16 protein-coding genes and 1 riboswitch are annotated in these 17,391 nt (G+C 50.3%); of the genes, 11 read left to right on the top strand and 5 right to left on the bottom strand.

Going from position 1 to position 17,391, the window contains the following annotated elements:
• Positions 1–114 precede the first annotated feature (114 nt).
• The 3 genes from H6F68_RS08590 (at position 115) to H6F68_RS08580 (ending at position 2,396) form a co-directional block, all read left to right on the top strand.
• On the top strand, positions 115–780 hold the full coding sequence (locus tag H6F68_RS08590) for an SDR family oxidoreductase (RefSeq protein ID WP_190558157.1): 666 nt from the start codon (positions 115–117) through the stop codon (positions 778–780).
• Between the two features lie 155 nt (positions 781–935).
• Positions 936–1,718: a class I SAM-dependent methyltransferase gene (locus H6F68_RS08585; RefSeq protein WP_190558155.1), complete on the top strand. Its 783-nt coding sequence runs from the start codon at positions 936–938 to the stop codon at positions 1,716–1,718.
• A 135-nt stretch (positions 1,719–1,853) separates the two neighbouring features.
• Positions 1,854–2,396, top strand: a complete 543-nt coding sequence (locus H6F68_RS08580) for a hypothetical protein (RefSeq protein WP_190558153.1) — start codon at positions 1,854–1,856, stop codon at positions 2,394–2,396.
• On the opposite strand, the gene H6F68_RS29770 is transcribed toward H6F68_RS08580, so the two are convergent.
• Complete coding sequence (locus H6F68_RS29770) at positions 2,389–2,589, bottom strand: DUF1810 family protein (protein WP_190558165.1); 201 nt, start codon at positions 2,587–2,589, stop codon at positions 2,389–2,391. The two genes, H6F68_RS08580 and H6F68_RS29770, sit on opposite strands and share 8 nt — an antisense overlap.
• Before the next feature lie 245 nt (positions 2,590–2,834).
• Between H6F68_RS29770 and H6F68_RS08570 the strand changes: the two genes are divergently transcribed.
• The 3 genes from H6F68_RS08570 (at position 2,835) to H6F68_RS08560 (ending at position 6,085) form a co-directional block, all read left to right on the top strand.
• On the top strand, positions 2,835–3,539 hold the full coding sequence (locus H6F68_RS08570; RefSeq protein WP_190558151.1) for a cytochrome b/b6 domain-containing protein: 705 nt from the start codon (positions 2,835–2,837) through the stop codon (positions 3,537–3,539).
• 139 nt (positions 3,540–3,678) lie between these two features.
• Complete coding sequence (locus tag H6F68_RS08565; RefSeq protein ID WP_190558149.1) at positions 3,679–4,494, top strand: phytanoyl-CoA dioxygenase family protein; 816 nt, start codon at positions 3,679–3,681, stop codon at positions 4,492–4,494.
• A gap of 484 nt (positions 4,495–4,978) precedes the next feature.
• Positions 4,979–6,085: a spore photoproduct lyase family protein gene (locus tag H6F68_RS08560; protein WP_242065417.1), complete on the top strand. Its 1,107-nt coding sequence runs from the start codon at positions 4,979–4,981 to the stop codon at positions 6,083–6,085.
• A gap of 76 nt (positions 6,086–6,161) precedes the next feature.
• On the opposite strand, the gene H6F68_RS08555 is transcribed toward H6F68_RS08560, so the two are convergent.
• Positions 6,162–6,584, bottom strand: a complete 423-nt coding sequence (locus H6F68_RS08555) for a hypothetical protein (protein WP_190558147.1) — start codon at positions 6,582–6,584, stop codon at positions 6,162–6,164.
• Between the two features lie 34 nt (positions 6,585–6,618).
• Positions 6,619–6,715: riboswitch (Glutamine riboswitch) on the bottom strand.
• 216 nt (positions 6,716–6,931) lie between these two features.
• Between H6F68_RS08555 and H6F68_RS08550 the strand changes: the two genes are divergently transcribed.
• From H6F68_RS08550 to H6F68_RS28425, 3 genes are all read left to right on the top strand, one after another.
• Positions 6,932–8,431 carry an MFS transporter gene (locus H6F68_RS08550; RefSeq protein ID WP_199299988.1) on the top strand — a complete coding sequence of 500 codons (1,500 nt, stop codon included), beginning with the start codon at positions 6,932–6,934 and terminating at the stop codon, positions 8,429–8,431.
• Between the two features lie 122 nt (positions 8,432–8,553).
• Positions 8,554–9,753 carry an FAD-dependent oxidoreductase gene (locus H6F68_RS08545; protein WP_190558145.1) on the top strand — a complete coding sequence of 400 codons (1,200 nt, stop codon included), beginning with the start codon at positions 8,554–8,556 and terminating at the stop codon, positions 9,751–9,753.
• 109 nt (positions 9,754–9,862) lie between these two features.
• Entirely contained in the window at positions 9,863–12,208 is a 2,346-nt protein-coding gene (locus H6F68_RS28425; RefSeq protein WP_199299987.1) for an ATP-binding protein, read from the top strand.
• Positions 12,209–12,215: 7 nt separating this feature from the next.
• Here the strand turns inward: H6F68_RS28425 and H6F68_RS08535 are convergent, their stop codons facing one another.
• Together H6F68_RS08535 and H6F68_RS08530 are read right to left on the bottom strand one after the other, a co-directional pair.
• Positions 12,216–13,025: a TatD family hydrolase gene (locus H6F68_RS08535; protein WP_190558143.1), complete on the bottom strand. Its 810-nt coding sequence runs from the start codon at positions 13,023–13,025 to the stop codon at positions 12,216–12,218.
• A gap of 103 nt (positions 13,026–13,128) precedes the next feature.
• On the bottom strand, positions 13,129–13,410 hold the full coding sequence (locus H6F68_RS08530) for an HU family DNA-binding protein (protein WP_190558141.1): 282 nt from the start codon (positions 13,408–13,410) through the stop codon (positions 13,129–13,131).
• Positions 13,411–13,568: 158 nt separating this feature from the next.
• Here H6F68_RS08530 and H6F68_RS08525 point away from each other — a divergent pair, with 158 nt between their 5' ends.
• Positions 13,569–14,198 (top strand): hypothetical protein, encoded by a 630-nt coding sequence (locus tag H6F68_RS08525; protein WP_190558139.1) that lies wholly within the window; start codon positions 13,569–13,571, stop codon positions 14,196–14,198.
• 373 nt (positions 14,199–14,571) lie between these two features.
• Complete coding sequence (topA, locus tag H6F68_RS08520) at positions 14,572–16,731, top strand: type I DNA topoisomerase (protein ID WP_190558137.1); 2,160 nt, start codon at positions 14,572–14,574, stop codon at positions 16,729–16,731.
• Between the two features lie 391 nt (positions 16,732–17,122).
• Here topA and H6F68_RS08515 read toward each other — a convergent pair.
• Positions 17,123–17,391: transposase (locus tag H6F68_RS08515; RefSeq protein ID WP_190558135.1), on the bottom strand; the 269-nt coding region annotated here is incomplete at its 5' end.

The raw sequence follows: 17,391 nt of genomic DNA, 5'->3' as shown, positions 1-17,391 counted from the left end.
AGATCCTCTTCACTCTCTTGTATCTCTAGTTTGTAAACCCCTGCCATACTCTACGATTAAACCCACCTCAAGTTTTATAGCATCTGTCGTCTACCTTTGAAGAATTGGTATTACATGGCAACTTATCTCGTCACAGGGGCAAATCGGGGCATTGGCTATGAGTACTGTCGGCAACTGGACGCTCGCGGCGATCGCGTCATTGCCGTCTGTCGCAGCACCTCTGAGGCATTACAGCAGCTTGGGGTGCAAGTGGAGGCGGGCATTGACATTACCTCAGACGCTTCTGTGGCAGAGTTACCAAAGTGCCTGGGTGACGGAGTCATCGATGTTTTGATTCACAATGCGGGCATCATTCAGCGCGTAACGTTGGACAACCTCGACTTCGACAGCATCCGAGAACAGTTCGAGGTGAATGCGCTAGGACCTCTCCGAGTCACACAGGCACTGCTACCGCACCTGCAAGGGGGTTCCAAGATTGTGTTGATGACCAGCCGCATGGGTTCGATCGCGGACAACACCTCAGGCAGTTCCTATGGCTACCGCATGTCAAAGGTGGCGTTGTCGATGGCAGGCAAATCCCTGGCTCACGACCTCAAACCTCGTGGCATTGCTGTAGCGATTCTGCATCCTGGCCTGGTGCAAACCCGCATGACGAATTTTACGTCCAGTGGCATCACACCGGAGGAGTCTGTGCAGGGGTTATTAACTCGAATCGATCAGTTGACGCTGGAGAACACAGGCACGTTCTGGCACGCCAATGGAGAAGTATTACCTTGGTAATCACGCCGCTTTGATCTCACTCAAATCGGGGTGGCGATCGCAAGGTCTATCCTCGCAACATCCTCCTACTAAAGGCTTACTAGCTCCTTTAACGTCGGGGTGTGAATTGAACAAATGGCAAAATAGCTGAAACACCCCTCAGCCCTCTCTGCACGATGAACCAAGAAGAAGTCACGCGGCAACAGTTTGACCGGACGGCCTCAGCCTACAGTACAGCACCGCTGTTTAGGCGCGGCCAAGACTTGCAGTGGCTCGTGGAAGTCGCTCACCCGAGTTCTGATTGGCAGGTACTAGATGTGGGCTGTGGGGCAGGACACACGGCTTTTGCCTTGGCTCCTTTCGTGCAGCAAGTAATAGGCATCGATCTCAGCGCTGGCATGTTGGCGGAAGCAGAGCGCAATTTGAGCGATCGCAGGCTGAGCAATGTTTGTTTTCAGTCTGCGATCGCCACCGCCCTCCCGTTTGTGGAGCAACAGTTTGATTTAGTCACCTGCCGCTTTGTCGCTCATCACTTTCGGGCGCTCGAACCTGCCTTGGCAGAAATTCACCGAGTCTTGAAGCCTCAGGGACAGTTTTTAGCCGTGGATGTGATTTCGCCCGAAGATCCCGAATTAGCTCACTTCGTCAACCGCATTGAACAGTGGCGAGATCCCTCCCACTACTGGGAGTGGCAACTCTCTCAATGGCACTCTGCAATTGCTTCAGTCGGGATGAATTTTGAGGTGCTCAAACAGTGGCGGTTGCCCATTGACTTTGAGGATTGGGTGACTCGACAACAAACATCGCCTACAACTGTGACCCAACTGGAGGAGTGCTTAGACCACGCACCGCTGGCGGTTCAGCAAGCCCTAGTGATGACACGAGCACCGCGACGGACGTTCCAGCTCTGGGCTTCTCTAATGCGAGGAGTGCCTGTCTCTGCCAGTTCTACTCTCTAGTCAGCATTTATATCCTCTCCTTTGTCTCTCTCTCCCTGAAATGCAATCCTCCTAATTGGTATATGGAAGGTTGCAGCGCGATCGCCTCTGTTCACCCAGGTTGACACTTCACAAACTGCGATCGTCGCGAGGTTAATGATGCTTGACTTACTGCAACGGTTTCAAGAGCTACCAGGAGTCTTTTCTGCAACTATAGATGAGAAATATTCAGGCAATTATACTTGCGAGAGCGATGAGCCCGATTTTTTGATCCCTCTGCCTTGTTTCGATATTCAGCTTGCGTTGCGGCAGTCTGGGGCTGGACCTGCAATCTCCGTGATTGAGCAAGCCAATCAAATTTTGCGAGTCTGGGCAGATGAGCACAATACTCCTTGCGATCGCTCGCTTCAGGAACTAAGCAAGACATGGATTGAGCCAACTGTAATCGGCGATCAACTGTGGGCTTATCCCAATGCGCAGGCCGTGATGCGAATTCCAGTTGACCTGGGAGAACTCTGCCGATGGGAAATAGTTCAGCCTTTTTATGTCCAAGAGGTTGAGGTTGAGGGGTATGAGACGAGTGGCCACGAGCGAGCAGTGACGACCTACGCATTAGCGGCAAAGGTGGTATTGCAGCGCCCTGTGTTGCGGGAACAGGTAGAGTGGTTCAGCAGTGGTTTTGAAGGGAATGCTACCTAGTTTTTCTATCAGGAGACGGAGTATCTTGCGGTCCCGTTCGCTTTGAAAAAGCGAGCTTCATATCGTTTGGGGAACCGAAAATTTCATACCCGGAGTGTTCCTCGACGCTTAAGGCTGCTTCAGCGCCCTCGGTCAGTCGTGGCCTGAGAACGAGGTGACTCAGGTAGGCCTGAATTCCCGCGACGCTCTTGATCGATTAGTGCTGGGAGGCTGTACTAAGCTCTAACCCATCGAATTGTAGGAAAATGTATCATACTAGGGCGATCGCTTCTGACCACTCTTCATCTCGGAGAGTGCCCGCTCGTCAGCATCTGCCTGTGCTTGCACAAAGCAATTCAGACCGCGCGGATTGCCTACATTGTTGGGCTGGCTTGCGTCTACTCATTCCTTGCGGGTCTAGATTAGTGCTACCAGCCGACTCGCTACTCCTGGCTCTCTATGAAATCGACTCAACCTTATCAACCTCTGCTCCTGCGCTTGTTACATGGCCTCACGGGCCTATTTCTCGTGGTTGCAATCCTAACAGCCTTCTGGACTTACAACACCTATGATGGCCGCTGGGGAAGACTTCCATTACCCTCTTACCGAGAGATTGAAGGAATACATGGCACCTTTGGGTTATATACCTTATTGGTATTCCCGGCGTTTGTGCTTTACGCCTTTCATCGCGGGCAGCAGCGGCTCGTTCAACTCGATTCCTTGGCTAAATTAGCTCAAATTGGTAAACCCATTGGGTGGTATACCTTAAATCGTTTGACCAATACCTTTGCCCTTTTGGCCTTAACGTTCGCCCTGTTCAGCGGCAAGATGATGGATGAAACCTGGTTGCCCAAGGGGGAATTAAATCATGCTTGGTACTATGCTCACTTAATCGCCTGGGTAATCATGGTGGTGGCGATCGCGCTGCACCTGTTGATGAATGCCAAAGTGGGTGGAGTGCTCCTATTGCGGTCCATGCTCCACTGGGAGTTTCGGGAGCCAGATAGCCCGAAACTGTGGGCTAGCCACCTGTCCCAGTGGTGGTTTGGGGTTCGCCAAGGTACCTGGTTGCATTGGTGCTCATTGTCCCACCCTCTAGCTGGGCTAGAAATGGCGATCCTGCTCAGCTTGATGGCTGCCTGGGTGATTCCGCTGTTCAAGTAACTATCCTTGCAGCGATTGCAACGGCGGATGAACTAGGTCGCTCTAACTTGGTGCTTATAGCTACAATTTATAACTCTTAATGACGAAAAAATGAGGGCTGCTTAAGATCGAGAAGTTTTTGTCTGCGATCGCAATTTCTATGACAGCCCTCCATAACCAGGAACACACTAGCCAACAAGACATTCAGGCATTGACTCAAGCCGTTCTCCAGGACGGCTTTTGCATCCTGCGGCAGCACTTTTCTCCAGATACATTGAGAAGCTGGCATCAAGCCTTTACTCCTTTGCTGGAAGAACACATTGCCCGCGAAGGAGATTTGCAAAATCGAGGGGCTGCTCGCTACTATGTCACCCTCCCGTTTCAAGCTCCTTTTGCCGACCCCAGCATTTACGAAGATGACACGATCTTGGCGATCGCGGCAGGGCTAGTGGGGCCAGATGCGGTGATGTGTCAGTTGGCAACCGATACCCCCATGCTCGGGTCAGACTATCAAGCCATTCATCGAGATGCACCCCCCTTGTTTCCAGAGATGGCTCAGGAAACTCCGCCCTTTCAACTAGCCATCAACTTTCCTCTCGTCGATGTCATCCTGGAAAATGGACCCTTTGAAGTGGCACGGGGAACTCACCTGCTCACCAAAGAAGAAGGACTCCGCCGATTGGAATCGGGAGAAGTCGAGCTAGAACCCATCACTTTGAACGTGGGGGATGTGATGATCCGAGATGTGCGAGGATTACACCGAGGCACTCCCAACCGCACCGACATTCCCCGTCCTATGGTGGTGATTGGTTATGGCCGCCGTTGGCTGTTCCGACCTGAGGTTTCAATTCAAGTACCTCGTGCAGCTTTAGAAACGCTCTCGGATCGCGCTCGTCATCTGTTAAGGTTCAATCCGGTGGTCGAAACCTTAGAAGCCAAGCCTGCTACAGAGATTTACCAATCTTACGCTTACTAGTCTCTGACTGCATTTACAGTTTGACTGTAGTTCTTCAAAATCAGGACGGTGGAGCCTAAGCAAACTGCTGAGATACGATACCCGTAAGGGACTTTTTCTGATTCATCATGTCCTCTCAAATCAATGGCGATCGCATTGAGCAACAGGTCTATTAAATACAATCTCCCTACGCGATCGAATTCTTGACCGTTTTCATCGGGCTGAGCCTGCTCGGACTTGTAAAGTGGAAAGGATAGATTTAGGCTTGGGTTTGGCGCAAGAAATTGCTAGAGTGCACAAACGAAGCTTGATTCTCGGTCCCGTTGCACCTGGATAAACCACCTTTATCCAGGCTTTAGTAATGAAGCGCTAAAAGTATGTTGTGTGTGGTTTACCGCAGCGTACAAACCCTACTCCAAACAGGTTGAAATCCGCTCCTTATTTACGTTTCCGCCTTGTGGGAATCCAATCATAATAGAGAGAGTTTCAGTGTGGAGAACCGATTTTGTCTTTACCTACAACGGTTGCTAGCTCTACTTCTGCTCCTACAAGTCCATCAGGCTTGGGCAATGTTAAGACCCGCTTATGGATGCCAGATCGGGTTCTATTCACACCAGCAGCTTTAGAGGAGCCGTGGGGCCAGCGAATTCTGGAGCGGGTGCGATCGCTCAACTTGCCTGTTGAGGAGTTACCACGCAATCGCTTAACCAATTTGCGCGGAGAGACAGAGCGCGAAACCTATGACATTGCCAAGCGGACTTTGGCTGTAGTGACAGCACCGCCGAGCCAATTTAAGCTCAGCCCCATTCCCCCTTCGGCAGATTGGCAGTTTCACTTAGCCGAAGGCTGTCCTGCTCACTGTCAGTACTGCTACTTGGCGGGTAGCCTTCAGGGGCCGCCAGTAATTCGGGCTTACGCTAACTTGCCCCAGATTCTAGACAATCTGGCTACTTACGAACGTGCAGGTCAGGCGACCAGCTTTGAGGTTAGCTGCTATACCGATCCGCTAGGAATTGAGCACCTCACAGGCAGTTTAGCCGAGTGTATCCGCTACTTTGGCACTCGCAAAGATGGTTATCTGCGCTGGGTCTCTAAGTTCGATGCGGTGGAGAGCTTGTTAGACTTACCTCACAATGGGCACACCCGCTGTCGAGCCAGTGTGAATGCAGCACCGGTCTCTGGTCGCTTTGAGGGGGGTACGGCTTCGGTACAGGCTCGGTTGGGTGCCTTGCGACGATTGGCCTTGCCACGGGGGCAGGGTGGCGGTGGTTATCCGATTGGTTTGGTGATCGCTCCGATTATGCCGATCGAGGATTGGCAGCAGCATTACACCCAACTACTCGATGACATCAGTGCAGCTTTAGATTTTGACTGTGACTTGACGTTTGAGCTGATCTCTCACCGCTTCACTCCTGGCTCTAAAGAGGTGTTGCAGCAGTGGTATCCCCAAAGCAAGCTAGATCTAGACGAATCCACTCGCAGCGTCAAGCGCAATAAGTTCGGTGGCATTAAGTACGTCTACGACTCCGATACGATGAAGGCTCTCCGCCAGTTTTTCGAGCGTGAGCTTGCTCAGCGCTTTCCCAAAGCCCGAATCCTTTATTGGACCTAACTAATTCTCCTCTCTATCCGTCCAGCCTGGGTGAGGTCTGGGCGGATTTTGAGTGTGGGTAGAATTTGCGGCAGAATTAGCGGTAGAAGCGTTCCTCTAACCAAACTCGCACTTCATCCTCAGATTGCAGGTAGGTCTTCTGGCCTGTTCTAGGATGGGTAACCGACCACCCATGAGACCCATCGCGATCGCTGACTTCTTGTATCTCTGGCTCTTCAGACATGATCAGTGAGTTGGTTAAAACTTGTCTAACGTTGAGCCAGAGCAAACGGCAAATATTAAAAGGATTGGTAGGCTGTTCCTGAGGAGCAGCCAATGTCCAGCAGCGACCCAAGTGTTCTGTTTGTTGCTGGTCAGAAAATGTCTTGATCCCAGTGTCTACCAGCGATCGCCAAATGCGATCCAGGCGATCGCTAAAGGGTAAATGCTGGGGTTGCTGCTGGGATCTCAGATTAGCAATTAGTTCTAAATCGCGATAATTTTGCCACTGACTTTTCATAGCAACGCTCCATCCAATTGGCCTGACAAAATGAAGCGCGTTCCTTCGGGCTAAACCCTACTTCCGTCTCCTACTTAAATCTCACTTAGATTTCAGTCGAGCATACCTCAAGGCAGGTGGAGATGAACGATTTTATTTCTGTATTAATTATGACAAAATTCTTTGCTTGCTACTAACTATGTTTTAGTCTCCTAACATGGATGGCTACCCATCGCCTGAGCCACCATAGAAATCTACAGTAAGCCTGGATTTATCTTTCGGCCCATCATCCTGGGAACACTGGGGATTGCAAGCGTTGAATGCTGCTCCCGACCGATCTAGGCCGACAGCTCTAAGGATGAAACTGGGTGACGAATTATTTAACTGAGGAAACCATCTTTTCTCTGGGCGAAGTGATTTCGGAATCGATCGCCGCTGTAGAAACTTCTTTGTCTCAGCCTTTGGCGACAGAAGTTGCTGCGAAAGTTCCTAAAGCTGCGATTCGTTCTAGCCTCCGGGCTTCTACCTGGGATGGGGTGTTTGCCACGCTCTTCAGCAACATCACTGGAGGTGTGTTACTCAGTAATTTTCTTGTAGAGCTAGATGCCAGCACGGTGCAAATTGGCATGCTGGCCTCGATCCCGATGGTGGCAAACTTGCTGCAACCCTTAGGTGCCTATTGGGCCGATCGCACCTCTAGCCGTCGATGGTATGGCCTCTGTGTCTACGGAATTTCTCGTTTGCTGTGGTTGCCGCTGGCGATCGCGATTCTGGTTTTTAATGCCAACTCTACCAGCAACCAGACGATGATCATTGCCACGCTGGCTGCCTTGCTAGCGACTCACGTGTTAGGTGCGCTTGGTAGTGCCTCTTGGCTAGCTTGGTTAGCGTTATTGGTGCCTCGACAGCTACGGGGACGCTACTTTGGCTTTCGTAACAGTGCCTTTAGCTTGACTAGCTTGGTGGCCATGCCATTGTTAGGGCTGGCAGTTTCGCACTTTCCGGGAGGTAGTATTCAAGGCTTCGGTGTGTTCATGCTGGTGGGTATTGTGGCAGGGCTGCTCAGCTTAGCTTGTCAGTCGCGGATGACGGATGTGAATCCGCAAGCTCGCTTGACTGCTCCAGAACCTAAATCAAAGCCTACTGCTGATGCCACTGCTGCCTTCTCTGGCTCGGAAGCAGCTCATACCAGCATGTTTAAGCATCCTCATTTCTTGATGTTTTTGATTTACTTTGGGGTGTGGGCCTTTGGGGTGAATCTCTGCAATCCCTTCTTTAATCTGTATTTGCTGGATAACCTATCCATAGACGTGAGCTGGGTAACGCTCTACAATGGTCTCGGTGCAGGCGCGACATTACTGATGCTGGTGCTTTGGGGTAAATTGGCCGATCGTATTGGCAACCGTCCGATCCTGTTGCTAGATGGGGTGTTAGTCGCCATTATTCCTCTGCTTTGGTTGGGCACTAGCACCAATGCAGTGTCACTCTGGTTTTGGTTTCCCGTTCTACACCTGTTGGGAGGTGGGGCAGGAGCCGCGATCGACCTTTGCATTAATAATTTGCAGTTAGCGATCGCTCCAGTACGTCATCACACCACCTACTTTGCCATCACTGCCGCGATCGGTGGAGTCTGTGGCGCAATGGGAGCAATGGTTGGCGGTTGGCTAGCCCAATCCGCAGGCTCCAATGGCATCACAGAATTGTTTGTGGTTTCTAGTGGACTACGATTGGTGGCATTATTGCCATTGTTCTGGCTGCAAGAACCGCAAAGCCGCCCCCTCGGACACGTTTGGCAACAGCTGAAGCAACAAGCCGATTATTGGTTTCTAGGCATCAAGCCAATCGAGCTACCCATTGGCTGTAAATAAGCTGTAAATAAATTCTATGGATCTGGCTTCCCTTTCCTTGAGGAAAGAGGCTGGGGATTAGGTTTCAAGGCTGTGCTGCATGAGAAGATGAGGCTACAAAGTTCCATCAACGCTTCTCAGTCATGACTCAGGTAGTAATTGTAGGGGCGGGGCCAGCGGGGGCAGCACTTGCTCTCCTTTTAGGGCAACGGGGTATCTCAGTCCAGCTCGTGGAAGCTTCTCCCACCTTTGGCCGCACCTTTCGGGGTGAGGGGCTGATGCCGAGCGGGTTGGATGCCCTAGAGCAAATGGGCTTATCCGCTCTGCTCGATCGCATTCCTCACCGCGCTTTGGATGCCTGGGAATTTTGGCTCAACCAGCGATCTCTGTTTCGAGTTGCAGAACCGATCGAACCGGGTGGTAAACCTTGCACCCTAGTTTCGCAAACGGCTTTGCTAGAGGCGCTCATTGAGCAAGCAAGGGCTTATTCTGGCTTTGAGCTGGTACAGGGAACCCCGGTGCAAGACTTGTTGTGGCATGAGCAACGAGTGGCAGGGATCAAGCTTAGCGATGGTCGGGAGCTAAGTGCAGACTTGGTGATTGGCACGGATGGTCGCAATTCTGTTGTTCGCCAGCGATCGCGCTTAGCTTTAGAACAACAGTCTCAAAGTTTTGATATTCTTTGGTTCAAACTGCCCGATCATCCTCGATTTAAGTCCGAAAATGTTTTTTACTCGATTTTGCAAGATCGTGATGCTTTAGGTTTATTTCGTAGTTCTGAAGGCGAGCTTCAGGTGGGCTGGGCTTTGCGTCCATCTGAAGCAAAAGATTGGCAGCAGGTAAATTGGGCTGAGCGACTAGCCGCCACTTCTCCAGATTGGCTGGCTGAGCATTTTCGCCAAAACGCCGCGACCTTAGAAGGCCCGATTCTACTGTCGGTGGTCGCGGGACGCTGCCCCCAATGGTCTGTTCCAGGGCTATTGCTCCTGGGGGATGCAGCTCATCCTATGTCTCCGATTCGCGCCCAAGGCATCAACATGGCTTTGCGTGATGTCCTAGTGACTGCAAATCATCTGGTGCCGTTACTACAGCAAGGGGCATTACCCGCAGCTATTGACGCAGCGTTGCCAAGAATTCAGGCGGATCGCGAACCAGAAATTATCCGCGTGCAGCAACTTCAGCGCCAAGAAGCGGCCCAAGCCGATCTCCTAGAACATAGTGCATTTCTGCGTTGGGGAGCTAGCCAGTTTGCACCTTTTCTCGGCCCCTTGGTGCGATACTCTTGGGTCAAACGCCAGCATCAGTTACGCCAAGGCGTAGCGCCAATCCAACTGTTGGTTTAGTTGCTTAGATTACTTAGTTTGTTAAATGAAATGGCTGAAGTTATCTCACTGCAAATATTAGTACTCTGCAAATGGGCAGGCTAATGTATGAAAGTAGTGACTTTAACCTATGCCGCAGAGTATCCGAGTCCAGCATCCGAGCGCGAATTTCTTCGGAGGATATAACCGGATTATCCTGGCTACCTTTTCGTTAGTCACTGTCGTCTCATGCGGGCTATTTTACTTACAATTTCGTTCTCGTTATCAGAATGAAGTTGCACAGTTGCAAACCAAGTTTTTAGAAGAAGCATCAAGCCTCAACTATATGGTTAAAGGGGCCTCTGACCATATTAGTGCCCTGAACACCGAGGCAGAATTCCATCTAGCAACTCATGCTCTAGGTGAGCCATCTTCCAAACTCTTCTCTCAACTAGAAAATTTGCCCGGTAAAGACCACTACGCTCTGGATCGTATCCAGCTTCCTTTTACCGAGGAGATGGTAGCAGGCTTGAGCGGCAAAGGCTCGTTAGAGCAGATGTCACCAGAGGTCAAGCGAGATGTGGAGATGGCGATCGCGCTCAATGCTCTTTTTCAATCATCCAAAAAAAATATACCCAATCTGGCTTGGGTGTATTACCTGTCGAAAAATAAGTTTCAGAGTCTTTATCCTTGGGTGTCCAGCAAAGATCATTTGTTTGTAGAGAGTGATTACAACCAAGATTTTTACAGGCTAGGATTACCCGAAAATAATCCCCAACGTCAGCGTTTCTGGACCCGCGCCTATACAGATACAGCCGGTAAAGGCTTGATGGTGACAGTTGCCGAGCCTATCTATGACAAAGATACTTTTCTCGGAACCGTCGCTTTAGATTTCACCCTAGATGTCCTGAACGATTTTATTAAAAACGCGGAAACTCAGCGCGATCGCCAAGCGAATTTATTTGTAATTAACCAATACGATCAGTTGTTGGCTCACCCCTATCTAGTTCGCTCTACAGATAAGGACGTGAAACCAGCTCAAGTAGCATTGCCACTCAAGCTCCAAAGCCAATTAAAGCAAATCTTACAAGCTCCAGCGGATCAAGTTAACGCTGTTGATTCCTACTTAGTTTTGCATCATCCCTTAACCAATGCTCCCTGGCAGTTAGTTCTCTGGATACCTCAGCAAGCGATCGTTTTGAAGGCTTTGTCTGGGACGAGTTGGCTATTTCTAGTGCTTCTCCCTGGACTAGGTTTAATTCTCGTAGCCGCGAGTCATCTGACACGCCGAGATTTCATTGAGCCTGCTCGCAAATTGGTAGAACATATTGAAACTGCCAGCCAAGGATCTGGTCAAGCATTCATCTCTAAAAAATTAGATATCCCTAGAAGTTGGCAACCTTGGTTTGAGAGAATTTCTCGAATTTTTGATGAAAACCGCAGCTTGTTGCAAACCCTAGAAGCCTATACCCAAGAACTAGAAGCCAAGAATGCCGCCCTCCAAACCACAGAAAACTTGCTGGCTGAAAATAATCGCAATCTAGAACAGCAAGTGGAGGAGCGAACTAATCAGCTGCAACAGGTGATTGCAACATTGCGTCAGCAAACTCAAGATTTGGAAAGTGCTCTGCAAGAATTGCAACAAACTCAGTCACGGTTGATTCAAAGTGAGAAGATGTCGAGCCTTGGACAACTGGTGGCAGGTGTGGCGCATGAAATCAACAATCCCGTCAATTTTATCTATGGCAATCTAGCTCCTGCTCATGATTACACTCAGGAGCTACTAAACCTGATTAGTTTGTATCAAGAGCACTACCCTCAGCCAGTTGCTGCGATCGCGGTTGAGGCAGAGGCAATGGATCTAGAGTTTCTCAGGGCAGATTTACCCAAGTTGATGTCTTCTATGCAGATGGGGGCCGAGCGGATTCGACAGATTGTGCTTTCGCTCCGCAACTTCTCTCGCCTGGATGAAGCCGAATTTAAAGCGGTTGACATCCACCAAGGAATTGATAGTACCCTGATTATTTTGGAGAATCGCCTCAAAGCTAAGCCAGAACACCCCGCGATCGCCGTAACTAAAGAATATGGCAACTTGCCGTTGGTGGAGTGCTACGCAGGACAGCTCAACCAAGTGTTCATGAATGTGCTGACGAATGCGATCGATGCTTTGGAGCAAAACAATCAACCCAGCGGACAAGAGTTGGTAGCGTCACCGAGGCATATCCACATCAGCACCCACCTCAACCGCAACAATCGAGTGGTGATCAAGATCTCTGACAATGGTCCAGGTATGCCACCAGAAGTAAAGCAGCGAATCTTTGATCCCTTCTTCACAACCAAACCAGTGGGCAAGGGAACGGGCATGGGCATGTCTATTAGCTACCAAATTATCACCGAGAACCACGGTGGCTCGCTGGATTGTATCTCCATTCCGGGACAAGGCACCCAATTTGTCATTGAGATTCCTTTCCAGCAGCAAAGCGACGCCCTACGGTAAGAAACGGCTAACCGGAATTATTTTTGTCAGATGGTAGCTGGAAAAACTGGTGAGCGGTTGCTGTGGTAGCTTGAGCGACTTCCTCAACGGGTTTGGCGATCGCGCTGGCTACAGTCTGCAAAACCTGGGGTAAAAAGGCAGGCTCATTCCGTCCCCCCTTAGGTTTAGGGCGCAGCGTTCTAGGGGTTAAGTAAGGTGCATCTGTTTCTAGCATCAATCGATCTAAGGGAATTTGGGCTACTAACTCTTGCAGATGTAAACCCCGCCGCTCATCACAGATCCAGCCAGTGATGCCAATGTGTAAATCCCAGTCTAGATAAGCTTTTAGTTCTTCTGCGTTGCCCGTGAAACAATGCACTACGGCTGCGGTTAGTTGGCTACGGTACGGCTGGAGAATTTCCAAGAAGCGTTGATGGGCATCTCGTTCATGGAGAAAGAGGGGTAGCTTTAGTTCGCAAGCGAGTTGAAGCTGGGCTTCAAACCAGTATTCTTGTTCGGGGCGGGGTGAATAATCACGGTTATAGTCCAGCCCACATTCACCGATCGCAACCACTTCTGGATGACTGCTTAGCTCTCGTAAGTGGCTAACGGTGGCTGCATCACAGTGGCGCACATCATGAGGATGCACCCCTGCGGTTGAGTACAAAGTGCCTGGATAGTGCCTGGCTAGAACTTGAGCTGCCTGGCTGGTATCTACGGTAGTGCCTGTGAGGATCATAGTGCCAACTCCTGCGGCGATCGCTCGCTCAATGACGAGTGGGCGATCGTGATCGAAGGCAGCGTTGGTCAGATTAACCCCAATGTCCACTAATGACATCACCACTTCCATGCTTCCTTTAACTAGCTGTTAGAGCAGGAGTACTGGGACGAAAAAGCCTCCTACAATGAGGAGGCAAGTGATTGATCTTTGAGAAAACCGCTTAAGCGGCTGGAGAAACCTTGTCTTTGAAGACTTTGCCAGCACTGAAGGCTGGAACTTTAGTCGCTGGAATCTTCATCGTTTCGCCAGTCTTAGGATTGCGGCCTTCCCGCGCTTGGCGTTCTCTGGGTTCAAAAGTACCAAAACCAATCAGGGTGACCTTTTCACCTGAAGCGACCGTTTCCTGAATGGTGTCAAACACAGCACTCAAGATGGCGTCAGCTTGTTTTTTGGTCACGTTGGCTTTTGCAGCGACTGCATCTACCAATTCTCCCTTGTTCATTTAAAAACCTCACAACACTTGGTGTGATTATAGTTCAGGTTCTTACCAGTGATCACAAGTTCTCACTAAGTCTAAAGACTTATCCTCTTGAGGCTTCCTGAAAATATCAGAGCTTTGTATGATGCTCTTGAACTCTAATTGCTAAGACAGCACTTCCTATGGCTAATTCTTCAACTTCTCCTACCGCTATCCTCACGAATCTCCTGGAAGCAGATGCTACTCTCGCAACTCAAGAAGCAGAAATCACAATACAACTAGAGGCCTTGCGGGAGAAGCGTCAGAGCCTCAAAACAGTGATTGATCTATTTTCTACCACAACGGCTCCTGCGACATCTACTCAAGCAGCCACTGCTCTCTCTGCATCAAAGCCACCTGCTACGGCTGCACCTAAACCTACAGCTACTCCTGAGGCCACGGCTGCATCTACTGCGGCTCCCGAACCCGCTGCGGCTCCCGAACCGACTGCCACCAGAGGCCGTCAAGCGACCAAGGCCACCAAGAAACCCCGGCAATCTAGAAATTGGCAGGATTATTTGCAAGACCCATTTCGTCAGACTTCGTTGCCTGTAGCTATTACTACGGTTTTCCAGCAGCAACCTAAGCAGCTCTTGAGCGTTCCTGATCTGATCAACGCCATCTTCACGGCTGAGATTCCTCAAGATGTGCGGAACAAGGCTCGCGATCGCATGTTAAATATCCTCTCTACTGGAGCGAAGGATGGACAATGGTTTCGAGGCAAAAAAGGTCAATATAGTTTGACTAAGGCCGCTGCTGAGGGTAGCCGTTAGTCTACTGTCAGCCTGTATCAGCCTGATGAGTTCTAAATAAGTTAATCTTGCGAAGCGCTGAGCTTGTGAGCAGATGTTGCTGTTGTGGCAGATGCTCCTCGGCATCTTCTCTACTGCTAGGGTCTTGTCTTAAGGGGATGACTCTAGTGACGCAATGCTCTGATTTTGACTCAAGCTCTGCCTGCTTAGCGAAATTGCAACTGGTTTAAGGATTTAAGGCTGGTAACGATAGGGGGATTTCATGCGTTCTTTGAGTTGTATCTTTTGTATGTTGAAAATGTATGTTGAAAAGAACTTGGTGCAGCTCCTAGATGCCAGATAGTACAATTGTACATGGAGTTATTGCTCCTGGGTGAGCGAAAGGGAATCTGTCTTGGCAACCAAGCTGCTAATCGTTGAAAGTCCTGGTAAAGTCAAAAAGCTGAGTCAAATTCTGGGATCAGATTGGCTAGTCAAGGCCAGCATGGGGCATATTCGCGAACTCGCCCATGATGGTGAAGATGCTTTAGGCTTCGATCTAGACCATAACTCCGTAAAGTGCCGCTTTATGGCGCGAGGCACTAGGGGCAAAGAAACCATTCAACAACTGCGATCGGCGGTGAAGCAAGTTAAAACTGTGGTGCTAGCAACCGACTACGATCGCGAGGGAGAAACGATCGCCTGGCACATTCAGCAAGCGCTCAATCTCAAACAGCCTCAACGAGTGGTTTACACAGAAATCACCCCGAATGCCGTGCGAGCCGCGATCGCCCAACCCCGCTCGATCGATCTCAATCTAGTGAACTCTGGTTTGTGCCGCACGGTTCTAGATAAGCTGGTCGGGTTCAAAGGCTCTCCTTTGCTTTGGCAATTGCACAACGGCGCTAAAAGTATGGGGCGCGTTCAAAGTGCGACATTGCATATCGTTTGCGATCGCGAACGGCAAATCCAAGCCTTTGTGCCCCAAGACTATTGGAGCGTGTTTGTCGATTATGCCGAAGGTTTGCGAGCTTATTACCGCAGTCAACCGACAGAAGCTAAGACTGAAACGGCTCAACCTGATGATGCGGCCCAAAAAGCAGAAGGGCAAATTCCGGAATCCGATCGCGTCACCTCTCAAGCGGCTGCCGATCGCTTAGTCGAAATTGCTCAACAAAATCCGCATCACGTCGTTTCTGTGGAAGGTAAGACGGCAACTCGCACTCCACCCCCTCCCTTTATCACTTCAACGTTGCAACAATCGGCAGGGTCTCGCTTGCGGTTCAGTCCTGAGAAGACCATGCAGGTGGCGCAATCTCTCTACGAAGCGGGACTGATTACCTACATGCGAACCGATAGTATTGCCCTCAGCCCTGAGTTTTGTACCCAAGCAAGACAGTGGTTAGAGGCCCATGACCCAGACAACGTGCCGAAAAAGGTGACCCAGCACCGCAAAGCGAAAGGCGCACAGGAAGCTCATGAAGCAATTCGACCGACAGATGTTTATCGTCCTTCCAAAGAATTGCGGGTCGAGCTGGCTGCGGATGCCTTCGGCTTGTACGTGCTGATTTGGAAACGGGCGATCGCTTCGCAATGCCAGGCCGCTCGAGTGCGACAAACGCAAATTGTCACTCAATCAGGTTCCATATTTTGGCAAGCGAAAGGGCAGGTAATCGAGTTTTTGGGTTACAGCAAGTATTGGCCCAACCTGAGTGCAGATGCCGAGCTACCCACGCTAGCTCCTCAGCAAGCCCTGACGCTGCAACAGGCAGCACATGAGCAGAAGCAAACTCAACCCCCACCGCGCTACAGCGAACCTAAGCTAGTGCAAGTGATGGAGCGCAGAGGCATTGGTCGTCCCAGCACCTATGCTCCTACCATCCAGACACTGAAGCAACGGCTGTATGTGGAGGTCGTCAAAGGGCATTTGCAACCCACCAGTTTAGGGTTAGAAGTGGATGGCTTTTTGCAAGATGCCTTACCCGATCTGCTAGAAGCTAAATTTACCGCCCAGATGGAGCAGGCTTTAGACCAAATTGCTGACGGAAAACAAGATTGGCAAACCTACCTCACCACCTGGAATCGCGAGTACTTCACGCCGGCGCTGACAAAAGCGAGACAAGTGATCCCAGCACATCTAACGACAAATCCTGCCCCGCACCCCGAAAAAGTGTTGAACTTGTCGCGGACTCGCTGCCCGCAATGTCAAAATTACTTGGCTAAAATCCCTAGCAGCAAAGTCAAGAAAAAGTACTTCCTCAAGTGCGTCAGTGAGTGTGAAGATGTAGTGCTATTTTGGAGCGATCGCAGTCGCAAGTGGGAGCGTCCCCGCAACCAAACCCAGGCGTCATCCTCACTGCCATCTCAGCTCACAGAATATCCTTGCCCGATTTGCCAAAAGCCTTTAGAAACCTATACTTACGAAAAAGCAGGTCAAGCCAAGCAATTGCTGCGTTGCTCCGATGCTCAGGCTAGGGGTAATAGCCAACATAAAGAAGCAGTCTACTTCCATACAGCCCAAGGTTGGTGGAGTCCTAAGTTCGGGGAGTTGCAGCTTAGTAGCCACCCCTTGTAGTCCTTCACCAAACTAGAAATGCTATGCATTGTCACATCTTTCTTTACAAGTAGAATAACTTTAAAGAGGTTTACGTGACATAGGGTTGAGCGATCGCCCCCTTTCCCTTTCCCCCTCTATCCATTGTCACATCTTTCTTCACAGATAGAATAATCGCCCAAGTGCTTACGTGGTTTGGTCTCAGACGATCGCCGCTTCATCCGCTCAGGTGGCTGGGATCGCAAATTTTACGAAAGTACAGGATTTATGTGAAAGGTCGTGACTGTATGTTTCGCAACTAGAAGAGAAATTGAAATCACGTTACAAATGAGATGAGCGTAGCCAAAAAGGGTTGAATGTTAGAAGGCGTAAGGGATTGAGGTCAGTCAGGGAGACAAGATTGTCACAGAAGTTAGCATTCTTGAGAGCGATCGCACTCGATCGCCGACACCGTCTCGTATCCCGCCGTTCGTTCCACCGTCCGCCGTTGATGCGCTCTCAAGATCTCCTTATCACTCACCCGCGCGTTGTCCCAAAATTCATACACGCCTTGCACCGCTGCTTCATCTCGGCTTGCTTGCGGCACACTTTCATTCGGCTGTGCCCCTAAGTCTCCCACGATCTTCACTAACCGCCGATTCCGCCGCGCATCTCCTAAATCCACATCCCATAACTCCTCGG

It is taken from the genome of Trichocoleus sp. FACHB-262 (genome assembly GCF_014696035.1).
Lineage (GTDB): Bacteria > Cyanobacteriota > Cyanobacteriia > FACHB-46 > FACHB-46 > Trichocoleus.
The sequence above is the reverse complement of the archived record's forward strand: the minus strand, read 5'-3'. Positions and strand labels throughout refer to the sequence as shown.

What these genes read in the sequence shown, in the direction of transcription:
- H6F68_RS28425 (WP_199299987.1), top strand. Translation starts at nt 9,863, where the DNA reads ATGCCGCAGAGTATCCGAGTCCAGCATCCGAGCGCGAATTTCTTCGGA.
- H6F68_RS08590 (WP_190558157.1), top strand. Translation starts at nt 115, where the DNA reads ATGGCAACTTATCTCGTCACAGGGGCAAATCGGGGCATTGGCTATGAG.
- H6F68_RS08555 (WP_190558147.1), bottom strand. Translation starts at nt 6,584, where the DNA reads ATGAAAAGTCAGTGGCAAAATTATCGCGATTTAGAACTAATTGCTAAT.
- H6F68_RS08530 (WP_190558141.1), bottom strand. Translation starts at nt 13,410, where the DNA reads ATGAACAAGGGAGAATTGGTAGATGCAGTCGCTGCAAAAGCCAACGTG.
- H6F68_RS08565 (WP_190558149.1), top strand. Translation starts at nt 3,679, where the DNA reads ATGACAGCCCTCCATAACCAGGAACACACTAGCCAACAAGACATTCAG.
- H6F68_RS08535 (WP_190558143.1), bottom strand. Translation starts at nt 13,025, where the DNA reads ATGTCATTAGTGGACATTGGGGTTAATCTGACCAACGCTGCCTTCGAT.
- H6F68_RS08545 (WP_190558145.1), top strand. Translation starts at nt 8,554, where the DNA reads ATGACTCAGGTAGTAATTGTAGGGGCGGGGCCAGCGGGGGCAGCACTT.
- H6F68_RS08570 (WP_190558151.1), top strand. Translation starts at nt 2,835, where the DNA reads ATGAAATCGACTCAACCTTATCAACCTCTGCTCCTGCGCTTGTTACAT.
- H6F68_RS08585 (WP_190558155.1), top strand. Translation starts at nt 936, where the DNA reads ATGAACCAAGAAGAAGTCACGCGGCAACAGTTTGACCGGACGGCCTCA.
- H6F68_RS08525 (WP_190558139.1), top strand. Translation starts at nt 13,569, where the DNA reads ATGGCTAATTCTTCAACTTCTCCTACCGCTATCCTCACGAATCTCCTG.
- H6F68_RS08580 (WP_190558153.1), top strand. Translation starts at nt 1,854, where the DNA reads ATGATGCTTGACTTACTGCAACGGTTTCAAGAGCTACCAGGAGTCTTT.